24 protein-coding genes are annotated in these 25,374 nt (G+C 69.7%); 8 read left to right on the top strand and 16 right to left on the bottom strand.

The window, feature by feature from the left end; translation table 11 throughout:
- On the bottom strand, positions 1-1,333 hold a 1,333-nt coding region (pafA, locus tag ACPCXD_RS18430), incomplete at its 3' end, for a Pup--protein ligase (RefSeq protein ID WP_423660682.1).
- Between the two features lie 31 nt (positions 1,334-1,364).
- Between pafA and ACPCXD_RS18425 the strand changes: the two genes are divergently transcribed.
- Positions 1,365-2,963 (top strand): bifunctional phosphatase PAP2/diacylglycerol kinase family protein, encoded by a 1,599-nt coding sequence (locus ACPCXD_RS18425; protein ID WP_229564897.1) that lies wholly within the window; start codon positions 1,365-1,367, stop codon positions 2,961-2,963.
- Here the strand turns inward: ACPCXD_RS18425 and prcA are convergent.
- The 6 genes from prcA to arc form a co-directional block, all read right to left on the bottom strand.
- Positions 2,864-3,676: a proteasome subunit alpha gene (prcA, locus tag ACPCXD_RS18420; protein ID WP_229564896.1), complete on the bottom strand. Its 813-nt coding sequence runs from the start codon at positions 3,674-3,676 to the stop codon at positions 2,864-2,866. The two genes, ACPCXD_RS18425 and prcA, sit on opposite strands and share 100 nt — an antisense overlap.
- Positions 3,673-4,527, bottom strand: coding sequence for a proteasome subunit beta (prcB, locus tag ACPCXD_RS18415; protein WP_423660679.1), 855 nt, complete (start codon positions 4,525-4,527; stop codon positions 3,673-3,675). The genes prcA and prcB overlap by 4 nt, the downstream gene beginning before the upstream one ends.
- Positions 4,524-4,715: a ubiquitin-like protein Pup gene (locus ACPCXD_RS18410; protein WP_006552173.1), complete on the bottom strand. Its 192-nt coding sequence runs from the start codon at positions 4,713-4,715 to the stop codon at positions 4,524-4,526. Before ACPCXD_RS18410 ends, prcB begins: the two co-directional genes overlap by 4 nt.
- Positions 4,716-4,882: 167 nt before the next feature.
- Positions 4,883-6,376: a depupylase/deamidase Dop gene (dop, locus tag ACPCXD_RS18405; protein ID WP_006552172.1), complete on the bottom strand. Its 1,494-nt coding sequence runs from the start codon at positions 6,374-6,376 to the stop codon at positions 4,883-4,885.
- 55 nt (positions 6,377-6,431) lie between these two features.
- Positions 6,432-6,818, bottom strand: a complete 387-nt coding sequence (locus tag ACPCXD_RS18400) for a nitroreductase family deazaflavin-dependent oxidoreductase (protein WP_026060877.1) — start codon at positions 6,816-6,818, stop codon at positions 6,432-6,434.
- Between the two features lie 78 nt (positions 6,819-6,896).
- Positions 6,897-8,666: a proteasome ATPase gene (gene arc / locus ACPCXD_RS18395; RefSeq protein WP_085470584.1), complete on the bottom strand. Its 1,770-nt coding sequence runs from the start codon at positions 8,664-8,666 to the stop codon at positions 6,897-6,899.
- 187 nt (positions 8,667-8,853) lie between these two features.
- Between arc and ACPCXD_RS18390 the strand changes: the two genes are divergently transcribed.
- Complete coding sequence (locus ACPCXD_RS18390; RefSeq protein ID WP_120282826.1) at positions 8,854-9,333, top strand: MTB12 C-terminal domain-containing protein; 480 nt, start codon at positions 8,854-8,856, stop codon at positions 9,331-9,333.
- Positions 9,334-9,354: 21 nt separating this feature from the next.
- Here ACPCXD_RS18390 and ACPCXD_RS18385 read toward each other — a convergent pair whose 3' ends face one another.
- A complete protein-coding gene (locus tag ACPCXD_RS18385; protein WP_060653154.1) occupies positions 9,355-10,206 on the bottom strand; it encodes a tRNA (adenine-N1)-methyltransferase in 852 nt (283 codons plus the stop codon).
- Between the two features lie 89 nt (positions 10,207-10,295).
- On the opposite strand from ACPCXD_RS18385, the gene ACPCXD_RS18380 reads away from it, so the two are divergent.
- Together ACPCXD_RS18380 and ACPCXD_RS18375 are read left to right on the top strand one after the other, a co-directional pair.
- A complete protein-coding gene (locus ACPCXD_RS18380; RefSeq protein ID WP_423660675.1) occupies positions 10,296-11,147 on the top strand; it encodes a RecB family exonuclease in 852 nt (283 codons plus the stop codon).
- A gap of 47 nt (positions 11,148-11,194) precedes the next feature.
- Entirely contained in the window at positions 11,195-12,034 is an 840-nt protein-coding gene (locus ACPCXD_RS18375; RefSeq protein WP_423660673.1) for a thioesterase family protein, read from the top strand.
- A 48-nt stretch (positions 12,035-12,082) separates the two neighbouring features.
- Here ACPCXD_RS18375 and hisG read toward each other — a convergent pair whose 3' ends face one another.
- The 6 genes from hisG to metH form a co-directional block, all read right to left on the bottom strand.
- A complete protein-coding gene (hisG, locus tag ACPCXD_RS18370) occupies positions 12,083-12,946 on the bottom strand; it encodes an ATP phosphoribosyltransferase (protein ID WP_016690818.1) in 864 nt (287 codons plus the stop codon).
- A 103-nt stretch (positions 12,947-13,049) separates the two neighbouring features.
- On the bottom strand, positions 13,050-13,331 hold the full coding sequence (locus ACPCXD_RS18365) for a phosphoribosyl-ATP diphosphatase (RefSeq protein WP_170318512.1): 282 nt from the start codon (positions 13,329-13,331) through the stop codon (positions 13,050-13,052).
- Between the two features lie 40 nt (positions 13,332-13,371).
- Positions 13,372-14,259, bottom strand: coding sequence for a pseudouridine synthase (locus tag ACPCXD_RS18360; protein WP_423660671.1), 888 nt, complete (start codon positions 14,257-14,259; stop codon positions 13,372-13,374).
- Between the two features lie 4 nt (positions 14,260-14,263).
- Positions 14,264-15,124 carry an oxygen-dependent tRNA uridine(34) hydroxylase TrhO gene (gene trhO, locus ACPCXD_RS18355; RefSeq protein WP_229564891.1) on the bottom strand — a complete coding sequence of 287 codons (861 nt, stop codon included), beginning with the start codon at positions 15,122-15,124 and terminating at the stop codon, positions 14,264-14,266.
- Position 15,125: 1 nt separating this feature from the next.
- Positions 15,126-15,833: an HAD family hydrolase gene (locus tag ACPCXD_RS18350; protein ID WP_229564890.1), complete on the bottom strand. Its 708-nt coding sequence runs from the start codon at positions 15,831-15,833 to the stop codon at positions 15,126-15,128.
- Complete coding sequence (gene metH / locus ACPCXD_RS18345; protein WP_423660669.1) at positions 15,826-19,395, bottom strand: methionine synthase; 3,570 nt, start codon at positions 19,393-19,395, stop codon at positions 15,826-15,828. The genes ACPCXD_RS18350 and metH overlap by 8 nt, the downstream gene beginning before the upstream one ends.
- 51 nt (positions 19,396-19,446) lie before the next feature.
- On the opposite strand from metH, the gene ACPCXD_RS18340 reads away from it, so the two are divergent.
- Positions 19,447-20,346 (top strand): PAC2 family protein, encoded by a 900-nt coding sequence (locus ACPCXD_RS18340; RefSeq protein ID WP_016690813.1) that lies wholly within the window; start codon positions 19,447-19,449, stop codon positions 20,344-20,346.
- Complete coding sequence (locus tag ACPCXD_RS18335; RefSeq protein ID WP_145691989.1) at positions 20,343-21,488, top strand: MFS transporter; 1,146 nt, start codon at positions 20,343-20,345, stop codon at positions 21,486-21,488. Before ACPCXD_RS18340 ends, ACPCXD_RS18335 begins: the two co-directional genes overlap by 4 nt.
- Before the next feature lie 153 nt (positions 21,489-21,641).
- Here ACPCXD_RS18335 and ACPCXD_RS18330 read toward each other — a convergent pair whose 3' ends face one another.
- Positions 21,642-22,658 carry an AraC family transcriptional regulator gene (locus ACPCXD_RS18330; protein WP_423660666.1) on the bottom strand — a complete coding sequence of 339 codons (1,017 nt, stop codon included), beginning with the start codon at positions 22,656-22,658 and terminating at the stop codon, positions 21,642-21,644.
- A gap of 122 nt (positions 22,659-22,780) precedes the next feature.
- On the opposite strand from ACPCXD_RS18330, the gene ACPCXD_RS18325 reads away from it, so the two are divergent.
- Positions 22,781-23,689 (top strand): SDR family oxidoreductase, encoded by a 909-nt coding sequence (locus tag ACPCXD_RS18325; RefSeq protein WP_088898968.1) that lies wholly within the window; start codon positions 22,781-22,783, stop codon positions 23,687-23,689.
- Positions 23,690-23,714: 25 nt separating this feature from the next.
- On the opposite strand, the gene ACPCXD_RS18320 is transcribed toward ACPCXD_RS18325, so the two are convergent.
- On the bottom strand, positions 23,715-24,176 hold the full coding sequence (locus ACPCXD_RS18320) for a 6,7-dimethyl-8-ribityllumazine synthase (protein ID WP_088898969.1): 462 nt from the start codon (positions 24,174-24,176) through the stop codon (positions 23,715-23,717).
- A gap of 120 nt (positions 24,177-24,296) precedes the next feature.
- On the opposite strand from ACPCXD_RS18320, the gene ACPCXD_RS18315 reads away from it, so the two are divergent.
- Positions 24,297-25,364 (top strand): helix-turn-helix domain-containing protein, encoded by a 1,068-nt coding sequence (locus ACPCXD_RS18315; RefSeq protein ID WP_088898970.1) that lies wholly within the window; start codon positions 24,297-24,299, stop codon positions 25,362-25,364.
- The last annotated feature ends 10 nt before the right edge of the window (positions 25,365-25,374 follow it).

Genomic DNA, 25,374 nt, shown 5'->3' with positions numbered 1-25,374 from the left:
CGCGTTCGTCCACCGACCGGAACGGGTCCTTGCACAACACGGTGCGCTGCGCCTGATCGTTGAGCTTCAGATGCACCCAGTCGACGGTGAAATCGCGGCCCGCGGCCTGCGCGGCGGCGATGAAATCACCGCGCAGCTTCGCCCGGGTGGTCTGCGGTGGGGTGTTCACCGCCGCGTCGACGGACTCGTCGTCGGTCGCCCGCGCCGCCAGACCCTTGCGCTGCAGCAGGTCGAACACACCGCGGCCGCGTTTGATGTCGTGGTAGGCCAGGTCGAGCTGCGCGATCTTCGGATCCGACAGCTCCATGTTGTAGCGGTCCTGGTAGCGCTGGAACAGCTTGCGCTTGATCACCCAGTCGATCTCGGTGTCGACCTTCGCGAAGTCCTGCGATTCGACGGCGTCGAGGACGCGGCCCCACAGGTCCACCACCTGCGCGACGTGCGGGTCGGGTTCGCGCTGGTGCAGATATTCCACGGCCCGCGCGTGGTATTCGCGCTGGATGTCCAGGGCGCTGGCCTGCCGGCCGCCGGCCAGGCGCACCGGACGCCGGCCCGTCAGGTCGTGGGAGACCTCGCGGATGGCGCGGATCGGGTTGTCGAGCGCGAAGTCCCGGAACGGCACCCCGGCCTCGATCATCTCGAGCACCAGCGCCGCCGACCCCACCTTGAGCATGGTGGTGGTCTCGGACATGTTCGAGTCCCCGACGATCACGTGCAGGCGCCGGTACTTCTCGGCGTCGGCGTGCGGCTCGTCGCGGGTGTTGATGATCGGCCGCGACCGGGTGGTCGCCGAGGAGACACCCTCCCAGATGTGCTCGGCGCGTTGCGACAGGCAGAAGGTGGCGGCCTTGGGGGTCTGCAGCACCTTCCCGGCGCCGCAGATCAACTGGCGGGTCACCAGGAACGGCAGCAGCACATCGGAGATGCGGGAGAACTCGCCGACACGGGCGACGAGATAGTTCTCGTGGCAGCCGTAGGAGTTGCCCGCCGAGTCGGTGTTGTTCTTGAACAGGAAGATGTCGCCGCCGATGCCCTCCTCGGCGAGACGCTGCTCGGCGTCGATGAGCAGTTCCTCGAGGACCCGCTCACCGGCATGATCGTGCTCGACGAGCTGGAGCAGGTCGTCGCACTCGGCGGTGGCGTACTCGGGGTGCGAACCGACATCGAGATACAGTCGCGCCCCGTTCCGCAGGAAGACGTTCGAACTGCGCCCCCAGGACACCACCCGGCGGAACAGATAGCGGGCCACCTCGTCGGGGCTCAACCGACGATGCCCGTGGAAGGTACACGTGACGCCGAACTCCGTCTCGATACCCATGATTCGTCGCTGCACACCTCGACAGTACCGCGCGAACCCGACCCCCATGGGTCGCAACGACATCTACGGTCGAGGTGTGATCGTTCCCGAGCGTTACCGCACCGCCGACCGGGCCCTGTTCGAGCGCACCGGGGCGCTGCGCGCGTCCCCCGCCGACCCACTGCTGCGCGATCTCGGGCGCGCCGCCAACCACAGTGTGCTGTGGGTGGCGTGCGCCGCGGTGTGCGCCGCTGTCGGTGGTCACGCCCGCCGCGGGGCGGTGCGGGGTCTGCTGTCGGTGGCCGGGGCCAGCGCCCTGACCAACGGGCTGCTCAAACCGCTGTTGCCGCGCCGCCGGCCCCCGGCGCGCACCGACCCGAAGTTCCGGCGCCGCAGTGTGCCGATCCCCCGCTCGTCGTCGTTCCCGTCCGGGCACGCCGCGTCGGCGGCGGCGTTCGCGACCGGGGTGGCGCTCGAATCCCCTGCGGCCGGGGCGGTCCTGGCGCCGCTGGCCGCGGCGGTGGCCTATTCGCGGGTGCACACCGGCGTGCACTGGCCCGGCGACGTCGTCGTCGGCGCCGCCGTCGGCGCGACGGTGGCGTGGTCGACGCGCCGCTGGTGGGCGGTGCGCAGCCGCGAACCGGCGACCGTGCAGGTCGCGGCCGCCGCGCCCGCCCTGCCCGGCGGCGACGGGATGCTGCTGGTGGTCAACCGCGACGCCGGGACCGCCGAGGAGATCGCCGCGGCCGTCACCGCCGCGCTGCCGGGGGTGCGGCGCGTCGATCTGGATCCCGACGGCGATCCGGCGGAGCAGCTGGAACGTCTGCTGACCGAACATCGGCCGCAGGCGGTGGGGGTGTGCGGCGGGGACGGCACGGTCGCGGCGGTGCTCGACGTCGCCGTCGACGCGCGGCTGCCGGTGGCGGTGTTCCCCGGCGGCACCCTCAACCATTTCGCGCTCGACCTCGGCGTGGTGGACCTGGAGGAGACGGTGCGGGCGGTCACCGCCGGGCAGGCGGTGGCCGTCGGGCTCGGTCAGGTCACGGTGACCGGGCCGGACGGGCGCACGGTGCGGCGGTTCGTCAACACCGCCAGCCTCGGCGGCTATCCGGATGCGGTGCGGTTGCGGGAGCACTGGGAACCGCGGATCGGCAAGTGGCCGGCGGCGGGCCTGGCGATGCTCGCGGTGCTGCGCACGGCGAGCCCGATGCCCGTGCGGATCGACGGGGCGGGGCGGGCGGTGTGGTTGCTGTTCGTCGGCAACGGCCACTACACCCCGGCGGATCAGGTGCCGATGTCCCGCGCCCATCTGGATCGGGGCACCCTCGACGTGCGGTATCTGCCCGCGGAGAGCCGGTTCTCGCGGCTGCGACTGCTCCTCGCTGCGGCGACCGGCACCCTCGGCGCGTCACCGATGTATCGGCAGCGGCACATCCCGGGCCTGTCGGTGGAGGTCATCGGGGATCCGGTGGCGTTGGCCACCGACGGGGAGGTCCTCGCCGACGGCACCGGTTTCGACTTCGAGGTGGTGCCGTCGGCGTTGACGGTCTATCGGCTCGCGGCGGATCAGCCCGCGTCGGGACCGGACCCGGTCTCCGAGCCGGTCGCGGTCTCGGACCCCGACTCGGGGGCCGGATCGGCGGGCGTCTCCGACGGCGCCGCCTGAGCAGACCCGGTGCTGGGCAGCAGCGCGTCGAGCGCCGCCCCCGAGATACGCCGGAAGGCGCGGCGCGGCCGCTGCTTCTCGAGCACCGCGACCTCGAGTTCCCCGCGGCCGAGCACCCGCGGCGCCGCATCGGCGGTGGCGGGCTGCTGCAGCGCGGTCACCGCCACGGCGACCGCCTCGTCGAGCGGCAGACCCCCCGTGTACGACGAGCGCAGCGCGGTGACGATCGGTTCGGTGTTGCCGCCCATCACCACGAACTGCGGTTCGTCGACGATCGACCCGTCGTAGGTGATGCGGTACAGCTGCGGGCCGTCCTCGGTGTCGGCGCGCCCGACCTCGGCGACGCAGATCTCCACCTCGTACGGCTTGGGCTGCTCGGTGAAGATCGTGCCGAGGGTCTGCGCGTAGGCGTTCGCCAGCGCCCGCCCGGTCACGTCCCGCCGGTCGTAGGAGTAGCCGCGCATGTCGGCGTGCATGATCCCGGCGCGCCGCAGATTCTCGAACTCGTTGTACTTGCCGACGGCGGCGAAACCGACCCGGTCGTACAGTTCGCTGATCTTGTGCAGCGCCTTCGACGGATTCTCCGCCACCAGCAGCACACCGTCGGCGTAGGTCAACGCGATCACCGACCGGCCCCGGGCGATGCCCTTACGGGCCAGCTCCGAGCGATCGCGCATGATCTGCTCGGCGGACGCATAGTACGGAAGTGTCACCGGGCATCTCCTGCGGTGCGGTCGGCCACGATGGTGCGGGCCAGCTCGGACAGGGTTTCCTCCGCGACGGCCACGGCCCCGGCCGCGGTGATCACCACCGCCGTCGGGTAGATCCCGCGGGTGGTGTCGGGACCACCGGTGGCGGTGTCGTCGTCGGCCGCGTCGTACAGCGACTCGACGGCGCTGCGCAACGCGCTCTGCTCGTCGGCGTCGGCGCGGTAGAGCTTCTTGAGCGACGAGCGGGCGAACAACGATCCGGAGCCGACCGCGTGGTAGCCGGCGCGCTCTTCGTAGCGGCCCCCGACCACGTCGTAGGACACGATCCGCCCGGCGCGGTGCGCATCGGACGCGTCGAGGTCGAAACCGACCAGCAACGGCACCACGGCCAGGCCCTGCATGGCCGCACCGAGATTGCCGCGCACCATCGACGAGAGCCGATTGGCCTTGCCGTCGAAGGTCAGCGGCACACCTTCGATCTTCTCGTAGTGCTCGAGTTCGACCGCGAACAGTCGCACGAGCTCGATCGCCAGGCCCGCGGTGCCGGCGATGCCGGCCGCCGAATAGTTGTCGGTGATGAACACCTTGTCGACGTCGCGGGAGGCGATCAGGTTGCCCATGGTCGCGCGCCGGTCGCCGGCGATGAGCACACCCCCGTCGAAGGTCAGCGCCACGATGGTGGTGCCGTGCGGGGCGAGGTCCACGTGGTCACCTCGTTCGAACCGGAACCGGTTCTCCGGCAGCATCTCCGGGGCGTGCATCCGCAGGTGGTCGGAGAACGACGACAAGGGCGACGCGAGGTGCAGCTTCGGCTGCACCTCGCGGTAGGGAAGAGAGGATCGTTCGGCTGTCACTGGCCACCTTTCTGCACATATGCCCGCACGAAGTCCTCCGCGTTCTCCTCGAGCACGTCGTCGATCTCGTCGAGAAGATCGTCGGTGTCCGAGGCGAGCTTCTCGCGACGCTCCTGACCGGCACCGCCGTCACCGACGACCTCGTCGTCGTCTCCGCCGCCACCGCGTGTGGTCTGCTCCTGTGCCATAGCCGCCGACCTCCTCCTGTACTCGGCGCGGAACCGTCACCGGTCGACGATCGGTGTGGTCACCGCTGCTTCGAACTCCTACCCTACCCAGCGAAGCGGTCCACCGGTGGCGACACGCGTACTCGCGACCTGTGATCCGGCCACCGCACCCCTGCCGGGCGGGGGGGTCAGTGGGTGAGCTGATCGACCAACTCCGCCGCCGACTGCGCCGTCTCGAGCAGCTCCCCGACATGCGCGCGGCTGCCGCGCAGCGGCTCGAGCGTCGGGATGCGCACCAGCGACTCGCGACCGAGATCGAAGATCACCGAATCCCAGCTCGCCGCCGCGATATCGGCACCGAAACGGCGCAGGCACTCGCCGCGGAAGTAGGCGCGGGTGTCCGACGGCGGGGTGTGCACCGCATCGAGGACCTGCTGCTCGGACACCAGCCGCTGCATCGACCCGCGGGCCACGAGCCGGTTGTACAGGCCCTTGTCCAGGCGCACATCCGAGTACTGCAGGTCGACCATGTGCAGGCGCGGCGCCGACCAGGACAGTCCCTCGCGGTTGCGGAAGCCCTCGAGCAGCCGCAGCTTCGCGGGCCAGTCCAGCAGGTCGGCGCATTCCATCGGGTCGCGTTCGAGCAGGTCGAGCACCATCGCCCACTTGTCGAGGATGTCGAGGATCCGCTTGTCCTCGGTGCCGTCGTGGAACTTCGCGACCCGCTCGTGGTAGATCCGCTGCAGCGCCAGACCGGTCAGCTCCCGGCCGTCGGCGAGCGCGACGGTCTTGCGCAGCGACGGGTCGTGGCTGATGTGGTGCACCGCGGTGACCGGGCGGGCGAGCTGCAGATCGGACAGGTCGATGCCGGCCTCGATCAGGTCGAGCACCAGCGCGGTGGTGCCGACCTTGAGGTAGGTGGACATCTCCGCCAGGTTCGCGTCGCCGATGATCACGTGCAGGCGCCGGTACTTGTCGGCGTCGGCGTGTGGTTCGTCGCGGGTGTTGATGATGCCGCGCTTGAGGGTGGTCTCGAGACCGACCTCGACCTCGATGTAGTCGGCGCGCTGCGAGAGCTGGAAACCGGGCTCGTCACCGGACTGGCCGATGCCGACGCGTCCGGAGCCGGTGATGACCTGCCGGGAGACGAAGAACGGGGTCAGGCCCGCGACCACCGCGGAGAACGGGGTCTCGCGGTCCATCAGGTAGTTCTCGTGGGTGCCGTAGGAGGCGCCCTTGCCGTCGACGTTGTTCTTGTACAGCTGCAGCCGGGGTGCGCCGGGCACACTCGACGCGTGCCGGGCGGCGGCCTCCATCACCCGTTCGCCGGCCTTGTCCCAGATCACCGCGTCGAGGGGGTCGGCGACCTCCGGGGCGGAGTATTCGGGGTGGGCGTGGTCGACGTACAGGCGCGCGCCGTTGGTGAGGATCATGTTCGCGGCGCCGACCTCGTCGGCGTCGATGACCGGGGCCGGGCCGTTGAACCGGCCCAGATCGAAGCCCCGCGCGTCGCGCAGGGGTGATTCGACCTCGTAGTCCCAGCGGGTGCGCCGTGCGCGCGGCACCCCTTCGGCGGCCGCGTAGGCCAGCACCGCCTGCGTGGAGGTCAGGATCGGGTTCGCCGATGGCTCGTTGGGTGAGGAGATCCCGTACTCGACCTCGATACCGATGATCCGCTGCATGCCCTCGAGCCTAGGCGATCCGGACGCTCACGGTCGTGAACAGCCCCGCCACCGGTCAGCGGTGCGGCTGCGGGGTGCAGTCCAGATAGCCGTGCGCCCCGATCGCCTGCAGCGCCACCCGCACCGGCAGCGGCGCCCAGCTCGCCTGCCGGTCGGTCCCGAGCCGCGGGTCGCGCACCGGGATGGCCCTGCCCCGAGTGTGCACCACCGCCTCGCCGGCGGCGCACACGTTGCGCACCCAGTCGGTGTCGGCGCCGTAGGTCAACGCGATCCGCAGATCGTCGCCGACACCGAACAGCAGCACCGGGGTGCGGAACACCCGGCCCGAGCGGCGCCCGCGATGTTCGACCACCGCGGTGCCCGGCAGCAGCTGCGCGAAGGGTGTGGTGACCCGGTTGGTGACGATCTTGTTGAACCGGGCCATGGTGCGCGGCAACGGCACGGTCGGTCCTCCCCCTGGATAGGCCGCGACGGCCGGACCTTCCGGAGGAGGGAAGGCCCGGCCGTCGCGGGTGGATTCCTACAGGTACTGGCCGGTGTTCGACTCGGTGTCGATCGCGCGGCTCGCGCTGGCGTTCTTGCCGGTGACCAGGGTGCGGATGTACACGATCCGCTCGCCCTTCTTCCCCGAGATCCGGGCCCAGTCGTCCGGATTCGTGGTGTTGGGCAGGTCCTCGTTCTCGGCGAACTCGTCGACGATCGAATCGAGCAGGTGCTGCACCCGCAGACCGGGTGCCCCGGTCTCGAGCACCGACTTGATCGCGTACTTCTTCGCCCGGTCGACGATGTTCTGGATCATCGCGCCGGAGTTGAAGTCCTTGAAGTACAGGACCTCCTTGTCACCGTTGGCGTAGGTGACCTCGAGGAACCGGTTGTCCTCGGACTCGGCGTACATCCGCTCGACGACCCGCTCGATCATCGCCCGCACGCACGCGGCCCGATCGCCGCCGAACTCGGCGAGATCGTCGGCGTGCACCGGCAGACTCTCGGTCAGGTACTTCGAGAAGATGTCCTGCGCGGCCTCCGCGTCCGGACGCTCGATCTTGATCTTCACGTCGAGGCGGCCGGGCCGCAGGATCGCCGGGTCGATCATGTCCTCACGGTTCGAGGCGCCGATGACGATGACGTTCTCGAGTCCTTCGACACCGTCGATCTCGGCGAGCAGCTGCGGCACCACCGTGGTCTCCACATCGGAGGACACACCGGAGCCGCGGGTGCGGAAGATCGAGTCCATCTCGTCGAAGAACACGATCACCGGGGTGCCCTCGGACGCCTTCTCCCGGGCCCGCTGGAAGATCAACCGGATGTGCCGTTCGGTCTCGCCGACGAACTTGTTCAGCAGCTCCGGGCCCTTGATGTTGAGGAAGAACGACTTCGCTTCCTTCGAATCATCACCGCGGGCCTCGGCGATCTTCTTCGCCAGCGAATTCGCGACCGCCTTCGCGATCAGGGTCTTACCGCAACCGGGCGGGCCGTACAGCAGCACACCCTTCGGCGGGCGCAGCGAATACTCGCGGAACAGATCCTTGTGCAGGAACGGCAGCTCCACCGCGTCGCGGATCTGCTCGATCTGCCGGCCCAGGCCACCGATGTCGCTGTAGTCGACGTCCGGGACCTCCTCGAGCACGAGATCCTCGACCTCGGCCTTGGGGATCCGTTCGAAGGCGTAACCGGCCTTGCTGTCGACCAGCAGCGAATCGCCCGGGCGCAGCGTGAACGAGTTCTCGTCGTCGACGAGCACATCGGTCCGGTTGTCGGCGGCGGCCGCGGCGAGCGGGGCCGCCAGCCACACGATGCGCTCCTCGTCGGCGTGCCCGACCACCAGCGCGCGGGTGCCGTCGTCGAGCACCTCCCGCAGGGTGGTGATCTCGCCGACGCGCTCGAACCCACCGACCTCCACGACGGTCAACGCCTCGTTCAACCGCACCGTCTGACCGGGCCGGAAGGTGTCGAGTTCGAGATTCGGGGACACCGCGACCCGCATCTTGCGGCCCGAGGTGAACACGTCGACGGTCTGATCGTCGAACGTCTCGAGCAGCACCCCGTAGCCGCTCGGCGGCTGGGCCAGCCGGTCGACCTCCTCGCGCAGCGTGATCAGCTGCTGGCGCGCATCCTTGAGGGTCTCGAGCAGTTTGCCGTTGCGGACCGTGAGGGACTCGAGCCGGGCTTCGAGGTCGCGTACCTGATCGGACGGTTCGCCGAGCCGACGACGCAAGGTCGCCACCTCTGCGCGCAACTCTTCGATTTCGCGTGCCGCCGCAACCGCATCCGGCTTCTCTGACGAGCTCATAGCGACTCCCTCCACTGTCGGTCATTCCACGCTACCGGGACATCGCCCCACATGGGGGAGGACACGAAACAGTCGTGTTCCGAACATGTGTCGCGTGTGGGACGCGCCATGGCACCGCACACCCGACACGCTGTTAGGCTGCCCTAAATATCGTGCGTCGACCGTTTCTCTCGAAAGGTACTCCTCCGTGACCCCACGTCCAGTCCGCACACTCTGCGCCGCCACCGCGATCGCCGCCCTCACCGCCCTGACCGGCTGCAGCTCCGACGACGCCGGCGACGACACCGCCACCACGACCAGCGCGACGACGACCACCAGCACCACCGTGACCGCCGCGGTCACCGTCGAGCAGCTGCAGGAACAGATCGACGTGTTCTTCGACCCGGCCGCCACCACCGAGGACCGCGCCGCGGTCGTGGAGAACGGCACCGCGCGCACCGCCGTGCTCGACCAGTTCACCGGAGTGCTCGCCGGCTACCCGCTCACCGGCACCGTCGGCGAGATCACCACGGTCGACGCCGACACCGTCACCGCGACCACCGAGGTCGCCGGCCCGCACGGCGGCGCCCCGATGCCGCTGACCTTCGAGCAGATCGACGGCACCTGGGTCATCGCCGACGAGAGCGCCTGCTCGATCCTGGCCATGGGCACGCTCAGCTGCGAATGACCCCCGCCGGTCGGCGTCGGCTCAGCCCTTGCTGGGCCGACGCTGCGGCTTCGGGGTCTCCACCCCGTCCTGCAGACGCCGGGCACTGACCAGGAACGCCGTGTGCCCCTGCATCCGATGCTCGGGACGTACCGCCAGCCCCACCACGTGCCACCCGCGCACCATCGACTCCCACGAGCGCGGCTCGGTCCAGCAGGTCTGCTCCCGCATCGCCTCGACCACCCGCGACAGCTGCGTCGTCGTCGCCACGTAGACGATGAGCACCCCGCCGGGTACCAGCGCCTTCTTCACCGTCTCGAGCACATCCCAGGGGGCGAGCATGTCCAGCACCACCCGGTCCACACGGCCGTACTTCTCGACGTCGTAGTCCGCCAGATCCCCGAGCACCGTCGTCCAGTTCGCCGGGCGCTCCCCGAAGAAGGTGTCGACATTGCGCTCGGCGTATTCGAGATGGTCCTCGCGCACCTCATAGGAGATCACCCGGCCGCTCTCCCCGACCGCGCGCAGCAACGAACACGTCAGCGCACCGGAGCCGGCGCCGGCCTCGAGCACCGTCGCACCGGGGAAGATGTCGCCCTCCTGCACGATCTGCGCGGCGTCCTTCGGGTAGATCACCTGCGCGCCGCGCGGCATCGACATCACGTAGTCGACGAGCAGCGGACGCAACGCCAGATAGGGGGTGCCGTTGGTGGAGGTGACCACCACACCCTCGTCGGTGCCGATCAGATCGTCGTGCAGGATCCCGCCGCGATGGGTGTGGAACTCCTTGCCCGGTTCGAGCACCACGGTGTACTTGCGGCCCTTGGCGTCGGTCAACTGCACCCGGTCCCCCACCTGGAAGGGTCCGCTGCGCCCGAGTCCGCCTACTGCCATCGCCGTGTCCACCTTCGTTCCAGCCCCGCACCCGGGATCGGGCACGCGGGTCCGGCACCGTGTCGGACCCGCGTCCTAGCCTGCCAGGTGTGACCACAGCTGCGCCCACACCCCCCACCGACACGGTGCGGCCGGTCGCCCTGTCCCCCTCCCGCGCCGCCGACTTCACCCGCTGCCCGCTGCTCTACCGCTTCAAGGCCGTCGACCGGCTCACCGCACCCCCGACCCGCGCCCAGGCGCGCGGCACCGTCGTGCACGCCGCCCTCGAAGCGCTGTTCGGCCTCGACGGACCGGCCCGCACCGCCACCGCCGCGCAGACCCTGCTGCCCGACGCCCTGGCCCGGGTCCTCGCCGCCACCCCCGATCTCGGCGTCGACACCGACGACGCGGCCTTCCTCGCCGAGGCCGCCGCGCTGCTGGATACCTACTTCACCGTCGAGGACCCCACCGCCGTCACCGCCGACGGCTGCGAACTGCGGGTGGAGACCACCCTCGACGGCGACGTCCCCTTGCGCGGCATCATCGACCGCCTCGATGTCGACGCCACCGGTGCGGTGCACGTCGTCGACTACAAGACCGGCCGCGCCCCCTCGCTGCGCGGCGAGCGGGCGGCGCTGTTCCAGCTGAAGTTCTACGCGCTGATCGTGTGGCGGCAGCGCGGCATCGTGCCGGCCTCGCTGCGGCTGCTGTATCTCGGCGACGGACAGGTGCTGCACTACCGGCCCGACCCCGAGGAACTGCGCCGCTTCGAACGGATCGTGCGCGCGATGTGGGCGACGATCCGGCAATTGCGCAGAAGCGGCGACTTCCGCCCCAATCCCGGCCCCGGTTGCCGGTGGTGCGATCATCGGGCATTGTGCCCGGCGTTCGGCGGTACCCCACCGCCGTATCCCCTCGACGGCGTTGCGACGCAGTCGATCCAGCCGACACCGTCGATTTAGTCGACGTCGGGTGCGCCCCACCGTATCGAGCAGCAGGAGAATCCCGAGTGAGCGACGCCGCCTACTACGTGCCGGTCCCCCGGCCGACCACCCCCACCGGTCCGGTCGACGACGTCGAGATCGCGGTGTTCCGCCCCACCGAACACACCGTCAGCACCTGGGGACCGCACCTGCAGCACGGCGCCCCGCCCTCGGCGCTGCTCGCCCGCGCCATCGAACGGCACCGGCCGCGCCCCGACACCCGCCTGAGCCGGCTCACCGTCGAACTGCTCGGCCCCGTCCCCCTCACCGACCTCGAGGTGCGCACCCACATCGAACGACCCGGCCGCCGCATCGAACTGGTCGTCGCCGAACTGTGGGCCACCGCCCCCGACGGCACCCACCGCGCGGTCGCGCGCGGCACCGGCTGGCGCCTCGAAACCGTCGACCTGCCGCAGGTCGCGCGCACCTCGGAGACCCCGCTGCCCGCCCCCGGCCACTTCGAAGCCAGTGCCCCGCATCCTGCCTGGAAGGGCGGCTACATCGGCACCGTCGACTGGCGCATCATCGTCCCCTTCGGCGCTCCCGGCCTGTCGTCGGCGTGGGTGCGCAGCGAGATCGCCCTCGTCGAAGGCGAAACCCCCAGCGGACTCGACCGGTTGATGAGCGTCGCCGACGTCGCCAACGGTGTCGGATCCAAACTCGACGCCCGCGAGTACACCTTCCTCAACACCGAACTGACCGTGCACCTGTTCCGCGCCCCCGAGTTCCGCGAACAGGACTGGGTGGGGATCGCCGCGGAGATGTCCGTCGGACCCGACGGGATCGGCACGACCGCCGGTCTGCTCTACGACGAGACCGGCGCGCTCGGCCGCATCGCCCAGAACGTGCAGGTGCGGCCCCGCTGATCAGCGGGGCCGCACCAGAAGATCGAAGATGTCGGGATCGGTGCGCGTCTATTCGGGGGCGCGCATCGCCCGGCACGAGCGGATGTTCGACGCGAGGATGGCGCGGGCACCGATCTCGGCGAGCCGGTCCATCACCGCGTTGTGGCCCTTGCGCGGCACCATCGCCCGCACCGCCACCGAGTTCTCGTTCGCCAGCGGCGAGATCGTCGGCGACTCGAGACCGGGCGTGACCTCGACGGCCTGCTCGAGCAGGTGCTTGGGGCAGTCGTAGTCGATCATCACGTACTGCTGCGCGAAGACCACACCCTCGAGGCGGGCGATCAGCTGGTTGCGGGCCCGATCCGAGTGATCCGAACCCTCCCGCTCGATCAGCACACCCTCCGAATCGCACAGCGACTCGCCGAAGGCGACGAGATCGTGCTGGCGCAACGTCCGGCCCGAGCCGACCACATCGGCGATCGCGTCGGCGACGCCGAGCTGGATGGAGATCTCCACCGCACCGTCGAGCCGGATCACCTCGGCTTCGATGCCGCGGGCGGCGAGATCACGACGCACCAGATTCGCGTACGAGGTGGCGATGCGCAGACCCTGCAGATCCTCGACCGACCAATCGCGGCCCTTCGGGGCGGCGTACCGGAAACGCGAGGACCCGAAGCCCAGCGACAGCCGCTCGGTGACCGGAGCCCCCGAATCCATCGCCAGATCGCGGCCGGTGATCCCCAGATCCAGCTCGCCGGAACCGACGTAGATCGCGATGTCCTTCGGCCGCAGGAAGAAGAACTCGACGTCGTTGACCGGGTCGATGACCGTCAGATCCCGCGAGTCGGTGCGCCGACGGTAACCGGCCTCCTGCAGGATCTCGGCGGCGGACTCGGACAGCGAACCTTTGTTGGGGACTGCGACGCGCAGCATGACGGAATTGGGTCCTTTCGAACGACGAGCAGAAGCGAGGAAGGGATCTACAGGGCACCTACAGGGCACGGACGGCGGCACCGACACAGCGGGCCACCGGCCGTCACAGATGCTTGTAGACGTCCTCGAGCTTCAGACCCCGCCCCACCATCAGCACCTGCACCCAGTACAGCAACTGCGAAATCTCCTCGGACAGTTCCTCGTCGGACTGGTACTCGGCGGCGATCCACACCTCACCGGCCTCTTCGAGTACCTTCTTGCCCTGGAAATGCACGCCGGCGTCCAGGGCGGCGACGGTGCCGGAGCCCTCGGGGCGGGTCGCGGCGCGTTCGGACAGCTCGGCGAACAGGGAATCGAAGGTCTTCACAGGGGTCGATTGTTTCATGCCCCGCCACCGGCCCTACAGCCAGGACACCACCACCCGCTCAGAAGTCGAGTTCCCGTCCGCTGACGAACCGCCGCGCCACCCCGCTGATCGGATCGGTGAACTCCAGCGACCGCGCCAGCAACCGCAGCGGATCGGTGAAATCGTCCGCGCGGCGCCGCCGGAACCGCGGATAGAAGTTGTCCCCCACGATCGGCACCCCCAACCACGCCAGATGCAGCCGCAACTGATGGGTGCGGCCGGTACGCGGGAACAACCGATAACGGGCCAGCTCCCCCCGCCGCTCGACCAACTCGATGCGCGTCTCCGAATTCGGTTCGTCGGCGAACTGCTCGGCCGTCAACTCCCCGTGCCGCTTCACGATCCGGGTGCGCACCACCTGCGGGAACGACAGGTCCGGGTGGTAGCCGGCGACCGCCTCGTACACCTTGCGCACCCGCTGCCGCTCGAACAACTCCTGATAGGGCCGCCGCCACGCCGGATCCGTGGTGCACAGCAGCACCCCGGCGGTCATCCGGTCCAAACGGTGCACCGGCACCAGATGCGGCAGCTCCAGCTCGCGCCGCAACCGCACCACCACCGACTCGCGGATGTGCGCTCCGCGCGGGATCGTCGCCAGGAAATGCGGTTTGTCGACGACGACGAGACCGTCCTCCCGGTGCAGGACGCGCACCGGGAACGGCACCGGCACCTCCGGCGCCGGATCGCGGTAGAAGTACACGAACCGCGTCGGCTGATACGGCGTGCGCCCATCGATGCGGCGGCCGTGCTCGTCGACCAGCTCGCCCGCGGCCATGTGCGCCGCCCAGTCCTCTTCGGGATGGCCGGCCTGCAGGAACTCGACGATCGTGGCCGCGTCGACGTCGGCGGGCATCCGGATGCGGTCGGGGCCGAGCCCGTCGCGCACCGGCAGCGGTGCAGCACGCACCGGTCTACGCCTCCACGGGGTCCGGGACGCAGCCCTCGCACACCAGGGTCAACTCCCGGCCGTGGATCTCCGGATGGTTCCGGTACCGCGAGGTCGGCGTCCCGCACAGGGTGCAGCGGCCGATCACCGTCGCCTCGTCGCTGAACTCGACGTTCATCCGCCCGTCGAAGACGTACAGCGAACCCTCCCACAGACCCTCGTCGCCGAAGGTCTCGCCGTAGCGGACGATGCCACCGTCGAGCTGGTAGACCTCCTCGAACCCGCGGTTGCGCATCAACGCCGACAGCACCTCGCAGCGCACCCCACCGGTGCAGTAGGTCACCACCGGGCGGCCCTTGAGATGGTCGTAGCGTCCACTGTCGAGCTCGGCGACGAAATCGCGGGTCGTGGCCACGTCCGGCACGATCGCATCCCGGAACCGGCCGATCTGCGCCTCGAAGCGGTTGCGGCCGTCGAAGAACACCACCTCGTCGCCGCGCTCGGCGACCAACTCGTGCACGCCGTGCGGCGACAGATGGGTGCCGCCGTCGACGATGCCGTGCTCGTCGACCTTCACCTCGTCGGGCACCCCGAACGTCACGATCTCCGGACGCACCTTCACCGACAGCCGCGGAAAGTCGTCGCCGGTGCCGTCGGACCACTTGATGTCGGTGTCCTTGAACGCCGCATAGCCGCGCAACCCGCGTACGTACTTCTTCACGTCGGCGATGTCACCGCCGACGGTGCCGTTGATGCCGTGCTCGGAGATCAGGATCCGCCCGGTCAACCCCAGCGACGACGCCAGAGTGTGCTGCCACAACCGGATCGCCTCCGGGTCGGGCAGCGGGGTGAACTTGTAGAACAGCACGATCTTCGGGACCGCCACCTCAGGGCACCCCCGCACCGTGCAGCTCGTGCAGATCCTCGGCGCTCAACCCCTCGAGCGTCGATCGGAACACCCGCCGCTCCGAGCCGGGCACATCCACCAGCGACGGCACCACCAGCACCGTGCACCCGGCCGCATCCGCCGCGGCCGCCCCGGTCGGGGAATCCTCCACCGCCAGGCACTGCGCCGGATCCAGACCGAGCAGCTCCGCCGCCCGCAGGTAGGGCGCCGGATCCGGTTTGCCGGCCGGCACCTCGTCGCCGCACACCGAATGATCGAAAAGCTCACGGCCCAGAGTTTCGAGGGCCACCTCGCACAACGCCCGCTCGGTGTTGGTCACCAGCACCGACCCCAATCCGGCCTCACGGACGGTGCGCAGCGCGGCCTGCGCGCCGGGCCGCCACGTGAGCCCGTCGGCGAACAACCGGCCCATGTAGTCGGTCAGCCACGCCGCCGCAGCCGCCGCCTCGTCCGGGGTCGGGTCCAGACCCAACCCGGCGAAGGTGCGCAACACCGCCAGATCCATCGGACCCCCGATCGTGGAGATGCGGGTCTCGTCGCTCATCGGCCCACCGAGATGCAACGACAACTCGTGCATCCCGATGTCCCACAAGCGTTCCGATTCGAGCAGGGTGCCGTCCATGTCCCACAGCACCGCCCGCAGCGCACCGGTCTGCACCGCGAGCGGCGCCTCCACCCGATCAGACATTGAAGTACTTCGCCTCCGGGTGGTGCAGCACGAACGCATCGGTGGACTGCTCGGGATGCAACTGAAGCTCCTCCGACAGCTCCACCCCGATCCGCTCGGGTTCGAGCAACTCGACCAGCTTGATGCGATCCTCGAGATTCGGGCACGCGCCGTAACCGAACGCGAACCGGGCGCCGCGGTAGGCGAGCTTGAAGTACTCCGCGACCTCCTCCGGATCCTCGTCCGCGGCCGTGCCGCCCTCGGCGAACGCCAGCTCCTGCCGCACCCGCCGATGCCAGTACTCGGCCAGCGCCTCGGTCAGCTGCACACCGATGCCGTGCACCTCGAGATAGTCGCGGTACGAGTTCGACGCGAACAGCTCGTTCGCGAAGTCCGCGATCGGCTGGCCCATCGTCACCAGCTGGAACGGCCACACATCCACCTGACCCGACGCGATCGCATCCTCCCGCGACCGCACGAAATCGGCGATGCACAGGAACCGCGAACGCTGCTGCCGCGGGAAGGTGAACCGGTAGCGCTCGGGAGCATCCGGACGCGGCTCGGTCAGCACCACCACGTCGTCACCCTCGGACACCGCCGGGAAGTAGCCGTACACCACCGCGGCGTGCTGCAGGATGCCCTCGGTCGCCAACCGGTCCAGCCAGTACCGCAACCGCGGCCGGCCCTCGGTCTCCACGAGCTCCTCGTAGCTCGGGCCGTCGCCGCCGCGCTGCCCGCGCAGCCCCCACTGCCCCAGGAACAGTGCACGCTCGTCGATCAGCGCCGCATAGTCCGCCAGCGGGATGCCCTTGATCACCCGGGTGCCCCAGAACGGCGGCGTCGGCACCGGCAGATCCTTCGCGACATCACTGCGCTCGGGGATCTCCACCGGTGTCTCCGCGGCCTTGCGCTTCTCCGCGATCCGCTTGCTGCGCTCGTGCCGCTCCTTGCGCTCGGCGGCCTTACGGGCGGCCTCGATCGCCTCCGGGCTGTCCGGCGCCGGACCCTCACCGCGCTTCTCGGCCATGACCCGATCCATCAACGACAGACCCTCGAACGCATCGCGCGCGTACGACACCTTGCCCTCGTAGACCTCCGCCAGATCGTTCTCGACGTAGCTACGGGTCAGCGCCGCACCACCGAGCAACACCGGGAACTGCTCGGCGACCCCGCGAGCGTTGAGCTCCTCGAGGTTCTCCTTCATCACCACCGTCGACTTCACCAGCAGACCTGACATGCCGATCACATCGGCGCGCTTGTCCACCGCCGCATCGAGAATCGTCGCGATCGGCTGCTTGATACCGAGGTTGACCACCTCGTAGCCGTTGTTCGACAGGATGATGTCCACGAGATTCTTGCCGATGTCGTGCACATCGCCCTTGACCGTCGCCAGCACGATCCGGCCCTTGCCCTCGTCACCGGTCGACTCCATGTGCGGCTCCAGGAACGCCACCGCGGTCTTCATCACCTCGGCGGACTGCAGCACGAACGGCAACTGCATCTGCCCCGACCCGAACAGCTCACCGACCGTCTTCATGCCCGACAGCAGCGTGTCGTTGATGATCGCCAGCGGCGGGGTGGTCTCCATCGCCTCGGTCAGATCGTCCTCGAGACCGTTGCGCTCGCCGTCGACGATGCGCCGCTCGAGCCGCTCGAACAACGGCAACGCCGCCAGCTCCTGCGCCCGCGACTCGCGTGCCGACGCCGCCGACACCCCCTCGAACAGCTCCATCAGCTTCTGCAGCGGGTCGTAACCCTCGCTGCGCCGGTCGTACACCAGATCCAGAGCGACCTGCCGCTGCTCCTCCGGGATCCGCGCCATCGGCAGGATCTTCGACGCGTGCACGATCGCCGTGTCCAGCCCCGCCTCGGTGCACTCGTTCAGGAACACCGAGTTCAGCACCTGCCGCGCCGCCGGATTCAGACCGAACGACACATTCGAGACACCGAGGGTGAAGTGCACCTCCGGATGCGCCTCGTGGATGCGGCGGATCGCCTCGATCGTCTCGATCGCATCGCGCCGCACCTCCTCCTGACCCGTCGAGATCGGGAAGGTCAACGCATCGACGATGATGTCCTGCGGCGACAACCCCCACTTGCCGGTCAGATCCGCGATCAGCCGCTCGGCGATGCGCACCTTGTGCTCGGCGGTTCGGGCCTGGCCCTCCTCGTCGATCGTCAGCGCGACCACCGCTGCGCCGTGCTCGACGACGTGCTCCATGATCCGCTCGAACCGCGAACCCGGGCCGTCACCGTCCTCGTAGTTCACCGAGTTCACCGCGCAGCGGCCACCGAGATGCTCGAGGCCCGCCTTGATCACGTCCGGCTCCGTCGAATCGATCATGATCGGCAACGTCGACGACGTCGCGAACCGCGACGCCAACTCCGCCATGTCCGCCGCCCCGTCGCGCCCGACGTAGTCGACGTTCAGATCCAGCATGTGCGCCCCGTCGCGGATCTGGTCCTTCGCAATGTCCAGGCACTTCTGCCAATCCGCGGCGAGCATCGCCTCCCGGAACGCCTTCGACCCGTTCGTGTTGGTGCGCTCACCGATCATCAGGATCGACGCGTCCTGCTCGAACGGCACCGAGGTGTACAGCGACGACACACCCGGCTCCGGCTGCGCGGCGCGCGGCGCCGGCTGCACCCCGCGCACCGCCTCGGCGACCTGCCGGATGTGCTCGGGGGTGGTGCCGCAGCAGCCACCGACGAAGGTCAGCCCGTACTCGGAGACGAAACCGGCCAACGCCTCGGCGAGCTCCTCCGGCTGCAGCGGGTACTCGGCACCGTTCGCGCCCAACACCGGCAGACCCGCATTCGGCATCACCGACACCGGGATCGTCGCGTGCTGCGACAGGTACCGCAGGTGCTCGCTCATCTCCGCCGGACCGGTCGCGCAGTTCAACCCGATCAGGTCGATGCCGAGCGGTTCGAGGGCGGTCAGAGCGGCACCGATCTCGGAGCCGAGCAGCATCGTGCCGGTGGTCTCCACCGTCACGTGGGTGACGATCGGGATCCGGCGACCGGCCTGCTCCATCGCCCGCTTGCTGCCGATGATCGCGGCCTTCGCCTGCAACAGGTCCTGACAGGTCTCCACGAGGATCGCGTCGGCGCCACCGTCGAGCATGCCCAGCGCCGCCTCACCGTAGGCGTCGCGCAGCGCAGCGAACGGCGCGTGGCCGAGGGTGGGCAGCTTCGTACCCGGACCCATCGACCCGATCACCATGCGGGCCATGCCGTCGGCACCGGGACCCATCTCGTCGGCGACCTCGCGGGCGAGGCGGGTACCGAGCTCGGACAGCTCACGGATGCGGTCGGCGATGTCGTAGTCGGCGAGGTTGGGCAGGTTGCAGCCGAAGGTGTTCGTCGAGACGACGTCGGCGCCGGCCTCGAAGTACGCCCGGTGGATCCCCCGGATCACATCGGGACGAGATTCGTTGAGGATCTCGTTGCACCCCTCCAAACCGCGGAAGTCGTCGAGCGAGAGATCCGCGGCCTGCAACATGGTGCCCATCGCCCCGTCTCCGATGACAACGCGCTGGGTCAGCGCATCGAGCAGGACAGAATGAAGTGGGGTGGACATGCCCTTCAGACTAGTGGGCGCCCGGATCGGCCCGGGTCGTAGGCTGGACGAGTGAGTACACCCGAGTATCCCGAGACCCCGGACCAGGACGTCCCCGTCCTGCGCGATCCGGTGCTCGTCGCCGCCTTCGAGGGGTGGAACGACGCCGGCGACGCCGCCAGCGGCGCCGTCGAGCACCTCGAGCTGATCTGGGACGCCGAGCCCTTCGCCGAGCTGGACTCCGAGGAGTACTACGACTACCAGGTCAACCGGCCACAGGTCCGTCTCGTCGACGGCGTCACCCGCGAGATCGACTGGCCCACCACCCGACTGTCGCTGTGCTCCCCGCCCGGCAGCGACCGCGACGTCGTCCTGCTGCACGGCATCGAGCCGAGCATGCGCTGGCGCAGCTTCTGCGACGCCATCATCGAACTCGTCGACGAGTTCGAGGTCCACACCGTCGTCCTGCTCGGCGCACTGCTCGCCGACACCCCGCACACCCGCCCCGTCCCGGTGACCGGCACCGCCTACAGCTCCGAGGCCGCCGAACGCTTCAAGCTGCAGACCTCCCGCTACGAAGGACCCACCGGCATCACCGGTGTGCTGCAGGACGCCTTCGTGCGCGCGGGCATCCCCGCCGTGTCGTTCTGGGCGGCGATCCCCCACTACGTGTCCAACCCGCCGAACCCCAAGGCCACCGTCGCGCTGCTGCGCCGCGTCGAGGACGTCCTCGACCTCGAGGTGCCACTCGGCGAACTCCCCCTCCTCGCCGAGGAGTGGGAGCAGACCGTCACCGACATGATCGAGGACGACGAGGAGATCGCCGAGTACGTGCGCACCCTCGAGGAGCGCGGTGACGCCGAGGCCGAGGAGGACATCTCCGAAGTCATCGCCAAGATCGACGGCGACGCCCTCGCCGCCGAGTTCGAACGCTATCTGCGGCGACGGGGCCCCGGCGGCTTCAACAGGTGAGAGATCTGCGCGAACCGCTGCAGCGCACGGCGCTGTACGCGGGAGGATTCCTCGGCCCCTTCGGCGGCAGCGTCGTGGTGTCGATGCTCCCGGAGATCGGCGCCGACACCGGTGTTTCCACCGGCACGGCCGCGACGACCGTCACCGCCTATCTCGGTGTGTTCGCCGCCGCGATGCTGTTCTCCGGCACGCTCGGCGCACGGTGGGGACGCGTCCGCACCGTGCGCACCGCCTATCTCGTCTACGCGGCGGTCTCGATCGCCGCGGCGCTGGCGCCGACCTTCTCGGTGCTCATCGGCACCCGCATGCTGCAGGGCGCGGCCAACGCGTTCACCACACCGCTGCTGCTCGCGGCGCTGGCCGTCATCACCCCGAAGGACAGGCTCGGGCGCGCGCTCGGGTTGTTCGGGGCGATGCAGGCCGCCGGCCAGACCGTCGCCCCGCTGATCGGCGGTCTCGCCGCCGAGGTGAGCTGGCGGTGGGCGTTCGTCGTGCTCGCCGGCGCCGCGCTGCTCCTGGCGCTCGCCGGGCTGCCCGACTCGGTGCGCGACGACCCGTCCGGTACCACCCGGGTCCGTCTGCGCGACGCGCTCACTCCGCGCGTTCTGCGTATCGGGCTGGTCGCGTTGCTCGGCTGGGGTGCGCTCGGCGGACTCGGGTTCCTCCTCGCCTTCCGGGTCGAGGACGACTTCGGGTTGTCCCCGTCCGAACGCGGCGTGGTACTCACCGTGTTCGGTCTCGCCGGCATCCTCAGTTCCCGACCGGTCGGGATGCTCATCGACCGCGTCGGTGCCCGCGCGATCGTGCTCATCGGCGCGGTGAGCGGCGCAGCGCTGGTCGTGGTCGTCGGTACCGTCCCGTGGCTCGTCGTGCTCGGCGTCGCATGGTTCCTGGCGGGCATCGCTTCGCAGTTCATCCTCGTCGGGGTCAACGCCGCGGTACTCGGCGGGCCGGGCGGCAACCGCGGTGGCGCGGTGTCCGTCGTGCAGGCCTTCCGGTTCGGCGGTGCGGCCTTCTCCCCTCTCCTGCTGACACCGGTGTACGGCGCCGACCCGGTCCTCGCGTTCCTGCTGCCCGCCGCACTGCTCGGTGTGCTCGTCCCCCTGGCCATGACTCGGCGTCCGGAGGCTTCGGACCGCTGATGGCGGCCTGCCCTCTCGGCTGTTGAGGTGTTGGTGGCGGTGGCCTCGATGGGTGGTGACGGGGATGAGAAGGAGGAGGAATTCTGTTTTTCTATGATTTCCGTATTGTCCAGAATATCTCCAAGGGCTCTTCGGGCTGGCTCCGCAGTAGCCTCAGACCGAGCGTCTTTCCCGTCGTCGCCCACCCGGCGTGCGGCCGGTCCACCGCTTGAATGCCACCGAGAAGCTCGACGCATCGGCGTAGCCCAGACGGTGCGCCACCCTCTCCACCGGCAGGCCCGCATCCAGCAACTCCCCCGCCATCGCCCCCAGCGTCTCGGCCACGATCGCCCGGTACGAGGTCCCCTCCTCCCCCAACTGCCGCCGGAGGGTGCGCACACTCGAACCCAACTCCGCGGCCACCTGGTCCTGCGTGGGACCCTCGGCGGCCCGGCGCAGCAGCACCTCTCGCACGCGGGCACCGAGCGCGCCGTGATTCTGTCTGCGCTGCAGCAGTTCCGCGCACTCCCGCAGCAGTACTGCGGCGGCCTCCGGGCTCGCGGTCGGCATGGGCCGGTCCAATGCCCGCGCGTCCACCACCACCGCATGCGTCGACGCCGTCGTCTCCACCCAGAAACCCCGGTCGCGGAAGACCGGCGGGACCCGCTCACCGAGCGATTCGGCCACCTCGATGCGACGGACCTCCGACGGCTGCCCCCACAGCGCACCCCAGTGCGCGAGGATCCCCGAGACGTCCCGCTCCAGCAGGAAACCCCGCAGGTGCGCCGGCACGTGCCGGTCGTCGAGGCAGAAGCGGACCTCGTCACCCGCATACTCGAGGGCCGCGCGCGAGAAGGCGAAGGTGAGGTCGAAGAAGCGGGTGCCCACCTCGATGCCGTCGCGCACCGTCGCACAGCTCATGAGGGCGTAACCGAAGATCCCGTGCACCGCCGCCTGGTACCGCAGACCGAGGGCGAACCCTTCCCCGGGCCGGTCGTCGAGCGCCTCCACGAGATTCGCGATCACGGCCAGTTCCAGGTCGTCGGTGATCTCCCCGCCCGGATCGGTGATCTGCTCCTCCCCCAACCCGGTACCCGCCAGCAATGTCTCGGCGTCGAGGCCGCGCTCGCGTCCGAACGACACCATCAGGGCCGCGCTCGTCGCCGCGCGGCGGGAGGTCCAGGGGTTCACGAGGCTCCATCCTCGGCAGCGTGGCCGAAATTCACAAGAACTTGCCGATAGTGGCATGGATCACGGAGAGCTCGGTTCGTAGCGTCGATTTCATCAGCACAGCGAGGAAAGGACGACACGGCATGAGCCTGAACGTGCACGGCAAGAGGGTTGTCATCACCGGTGGAGCGCGCGGCATCGGACAGGCGACGGCCGAAGCCCTCGTCGCGGCCGGCGCGCGCGTGGCCATCGGCGATATCGACAAGGATCTGGTGCAGGACACCGCTGCCCGGATCGGTGCGCGCTTCGGCACCACGGTGCTCGGGTTGCCTCTCGACGTCACCGACCGAGGATCCTTCGACGAATTCCTCAGCCTGGCCCACATGGAGTTCGGCGGGATCGACGTGCTCGTCAACAACGCCGGCATCATGCCCACCGGCGCGTTCCTCGAGGAGACCGACACGGTCACCGATCGGCAGATCGACGTCAACGTCCGCGGCGTGATCCTCGGCTCGAAGCTGGCCGCCGCCCGGTTCACCGAGCAGGGCTACGGACACATCGTCAATCTCGGCTCCGTCGTGGGCATCGAAGGTGCCCCCGGACTCGCGGTGTACTCCGCGACCAAGCACGCCGTGATCGGCCTCGGATCGGTGCTGCGCCAGGAGCTCGCCGGCTCGAACATCGTGGTCTCCACGATCGCCCCGGGCTTCGTGCGCACCGAGTTGATCGCGGGCATGAAGCCGAACGCGCTCATCGAGAAGCTCGCGATGGTCGGCCCCGAGGAGGTCGCCGCCGCGATCGTGCGAGTGATCGCGACAGCCCGTCCCGGCCTGCGGTACGTGCCCCGCACGGCGGGCGCGATCCTCGGAGCGCTGAAGGCGGTGCCGGAGGCGACCCGTCACCGCATCTCCGCCGCGTTCGGTCTCCAGTCGCTCGCACTGAACACCGACGAGACGGCACGTGCCGCCTATCGTCGGCGCACCGAGGCCCCCGACGCGGCAACGGCCGGTGAGGGCCCGGTGGCGAAGGATCCTTCCGGCAGCGCACGCTGATCCGACGCGCGCTGCCGGTCGGGGCTCAGTCTCCGGTCGGCAGCGCGCGCAGCGAGCGCACTGTGGCGTCGACGGCGCGAGCCGCCTCGGCGCCCTTCTTGACGAAGTGCCGCGTGAAGTACTCGACGTGCTCGTCGTGCTCGTGGAAGTGGTGCGGGGTGAGCACGACGGAGAAGACCGGCACATCGGTGTCGAGCTGGACGCGCATCAGGCCGTCGATCACCGCGGTGGCGACGAAGTCGTGCCGGTAGATGCCGCCGTCGACGACCAGTCCGGCCGCGACGATCGCGTCGTAGCGCCCCGTCTTCGCCAGTCGCTGGGCGTGCAGCGGGATCTCGAAGGCGCCGGGGACCTCGAAGAAGTCCAGGGCGTCCTGCGAGACGCCGAGGCGGGTGATCTCGTCGGTGAAGCCTGTACGTGCCTGGTCGACGATGTTGCGGTGCCAGGTCGCCTGAACGAACGCGATGCGCCCGGTGATGTCGGTCATGGTCACGAAACTAGCGCATGCCCCGTCATAGTTTGTGGTGCGGGAGGGGCGCTGTTTCGTCCTATGAGATTTCGTTTATTTCTCTTTTCCGTCATGCACAGAGTGACTACCGTGGTGGATGTGACACAGCCGGCTCCCGCCCCCGAGAACACCGTCGGTCCCCGCCCCGAGCGGTACATCGACATCTACCGCCGCGCCACCGCCCGACTGGAGGCGTGCCTGCCGCTCGGCTGGTCGCTGTCGAGCGACCGCCCCCGCTCCCCCGAGGCACCCACCCGGATGCTCGTCACCGCCCCCGACGGCGACACCGTGTCCTTCTCCGTCGTCGCCTCCCGCGGTGTGCTCTCCGGCGACGTCGCCCGCATCGCCGCCGACCTGTCCGACTCCGACCGCGGCTTCGTGTGCGCCCACTATCTGTCCGATCCGGTGCGGCGCCAGCTCGACCGGCACGGCATCTCCTACGCCGACGCGACCGGCAACCTCTCGCTCGTCGCGAACCGCCCGGCGGTGTGGGTCCGCGACCGCGGCGCCGACGCCGACCCGTGGCGCGGCCCGGGCCGCCCGTCCGGGGTGCTCACCGGCGAACCGTCCGACCGGGTGGTGCGCGCACTCGCCGATCACGTCGGGGAGATCTCCGTCCCCGAGCTGATCAAGCTGTCCGGCGCGTCCACCGGCGCGACCTACCGCGTCGTCGAGGTGCTCGTCGAACGCGAGCTCGTGCGCCGGGTCCCGCGCGGCCCGATCGTCGAGGTGCGCTGGGAACCGATGCTGCGGGCCTGGGCTGCCGAGCGGAAGGTGTGCGCGGTCCGGCGGTTCACCGCCCCCGAGGGCGTCACCGCGACCCGCGCGCGACTGGCCGAACGCATCGACATCCCCTACGCGCTCACCGGCGTCGGCGCCACCGACTACGCGGCCCCGGCGCTGCTCGAGGTCTACGCCGACGACCCCGACGACTTCGCCGACAGTCTCGGTCTGCGCCCGGTCGAGCACGGCGGCGACGTGGTGGTGGCGATTCCCTGGTCGCCGGTGGTCTTCGAACGGATGGACCGCCGCGGCGGACTGCGCCACGCCGCCATCTCACACGTCTACGCCGACCTGCTGGCGGGCCCGTTCCGCAACGACGATGCCGCCGAACACGTCCGCTCCCGACTCACCGCGGACGAGCACTGGCGACGCCCGGTGCGTTGACCGCTGCATC

The organism is Rhodococcus sp. AB351 (genome assembly GCF_049538275.1).
Classification (GTDB): Bacteria; Actinomycetota; Actinomycetes; order Mycobacteriales; family Mycobacteriaceae; genus Rhodococcus.
This window is presented reverse-complemented; position numbering and strand designations above follow the sequence as displayed.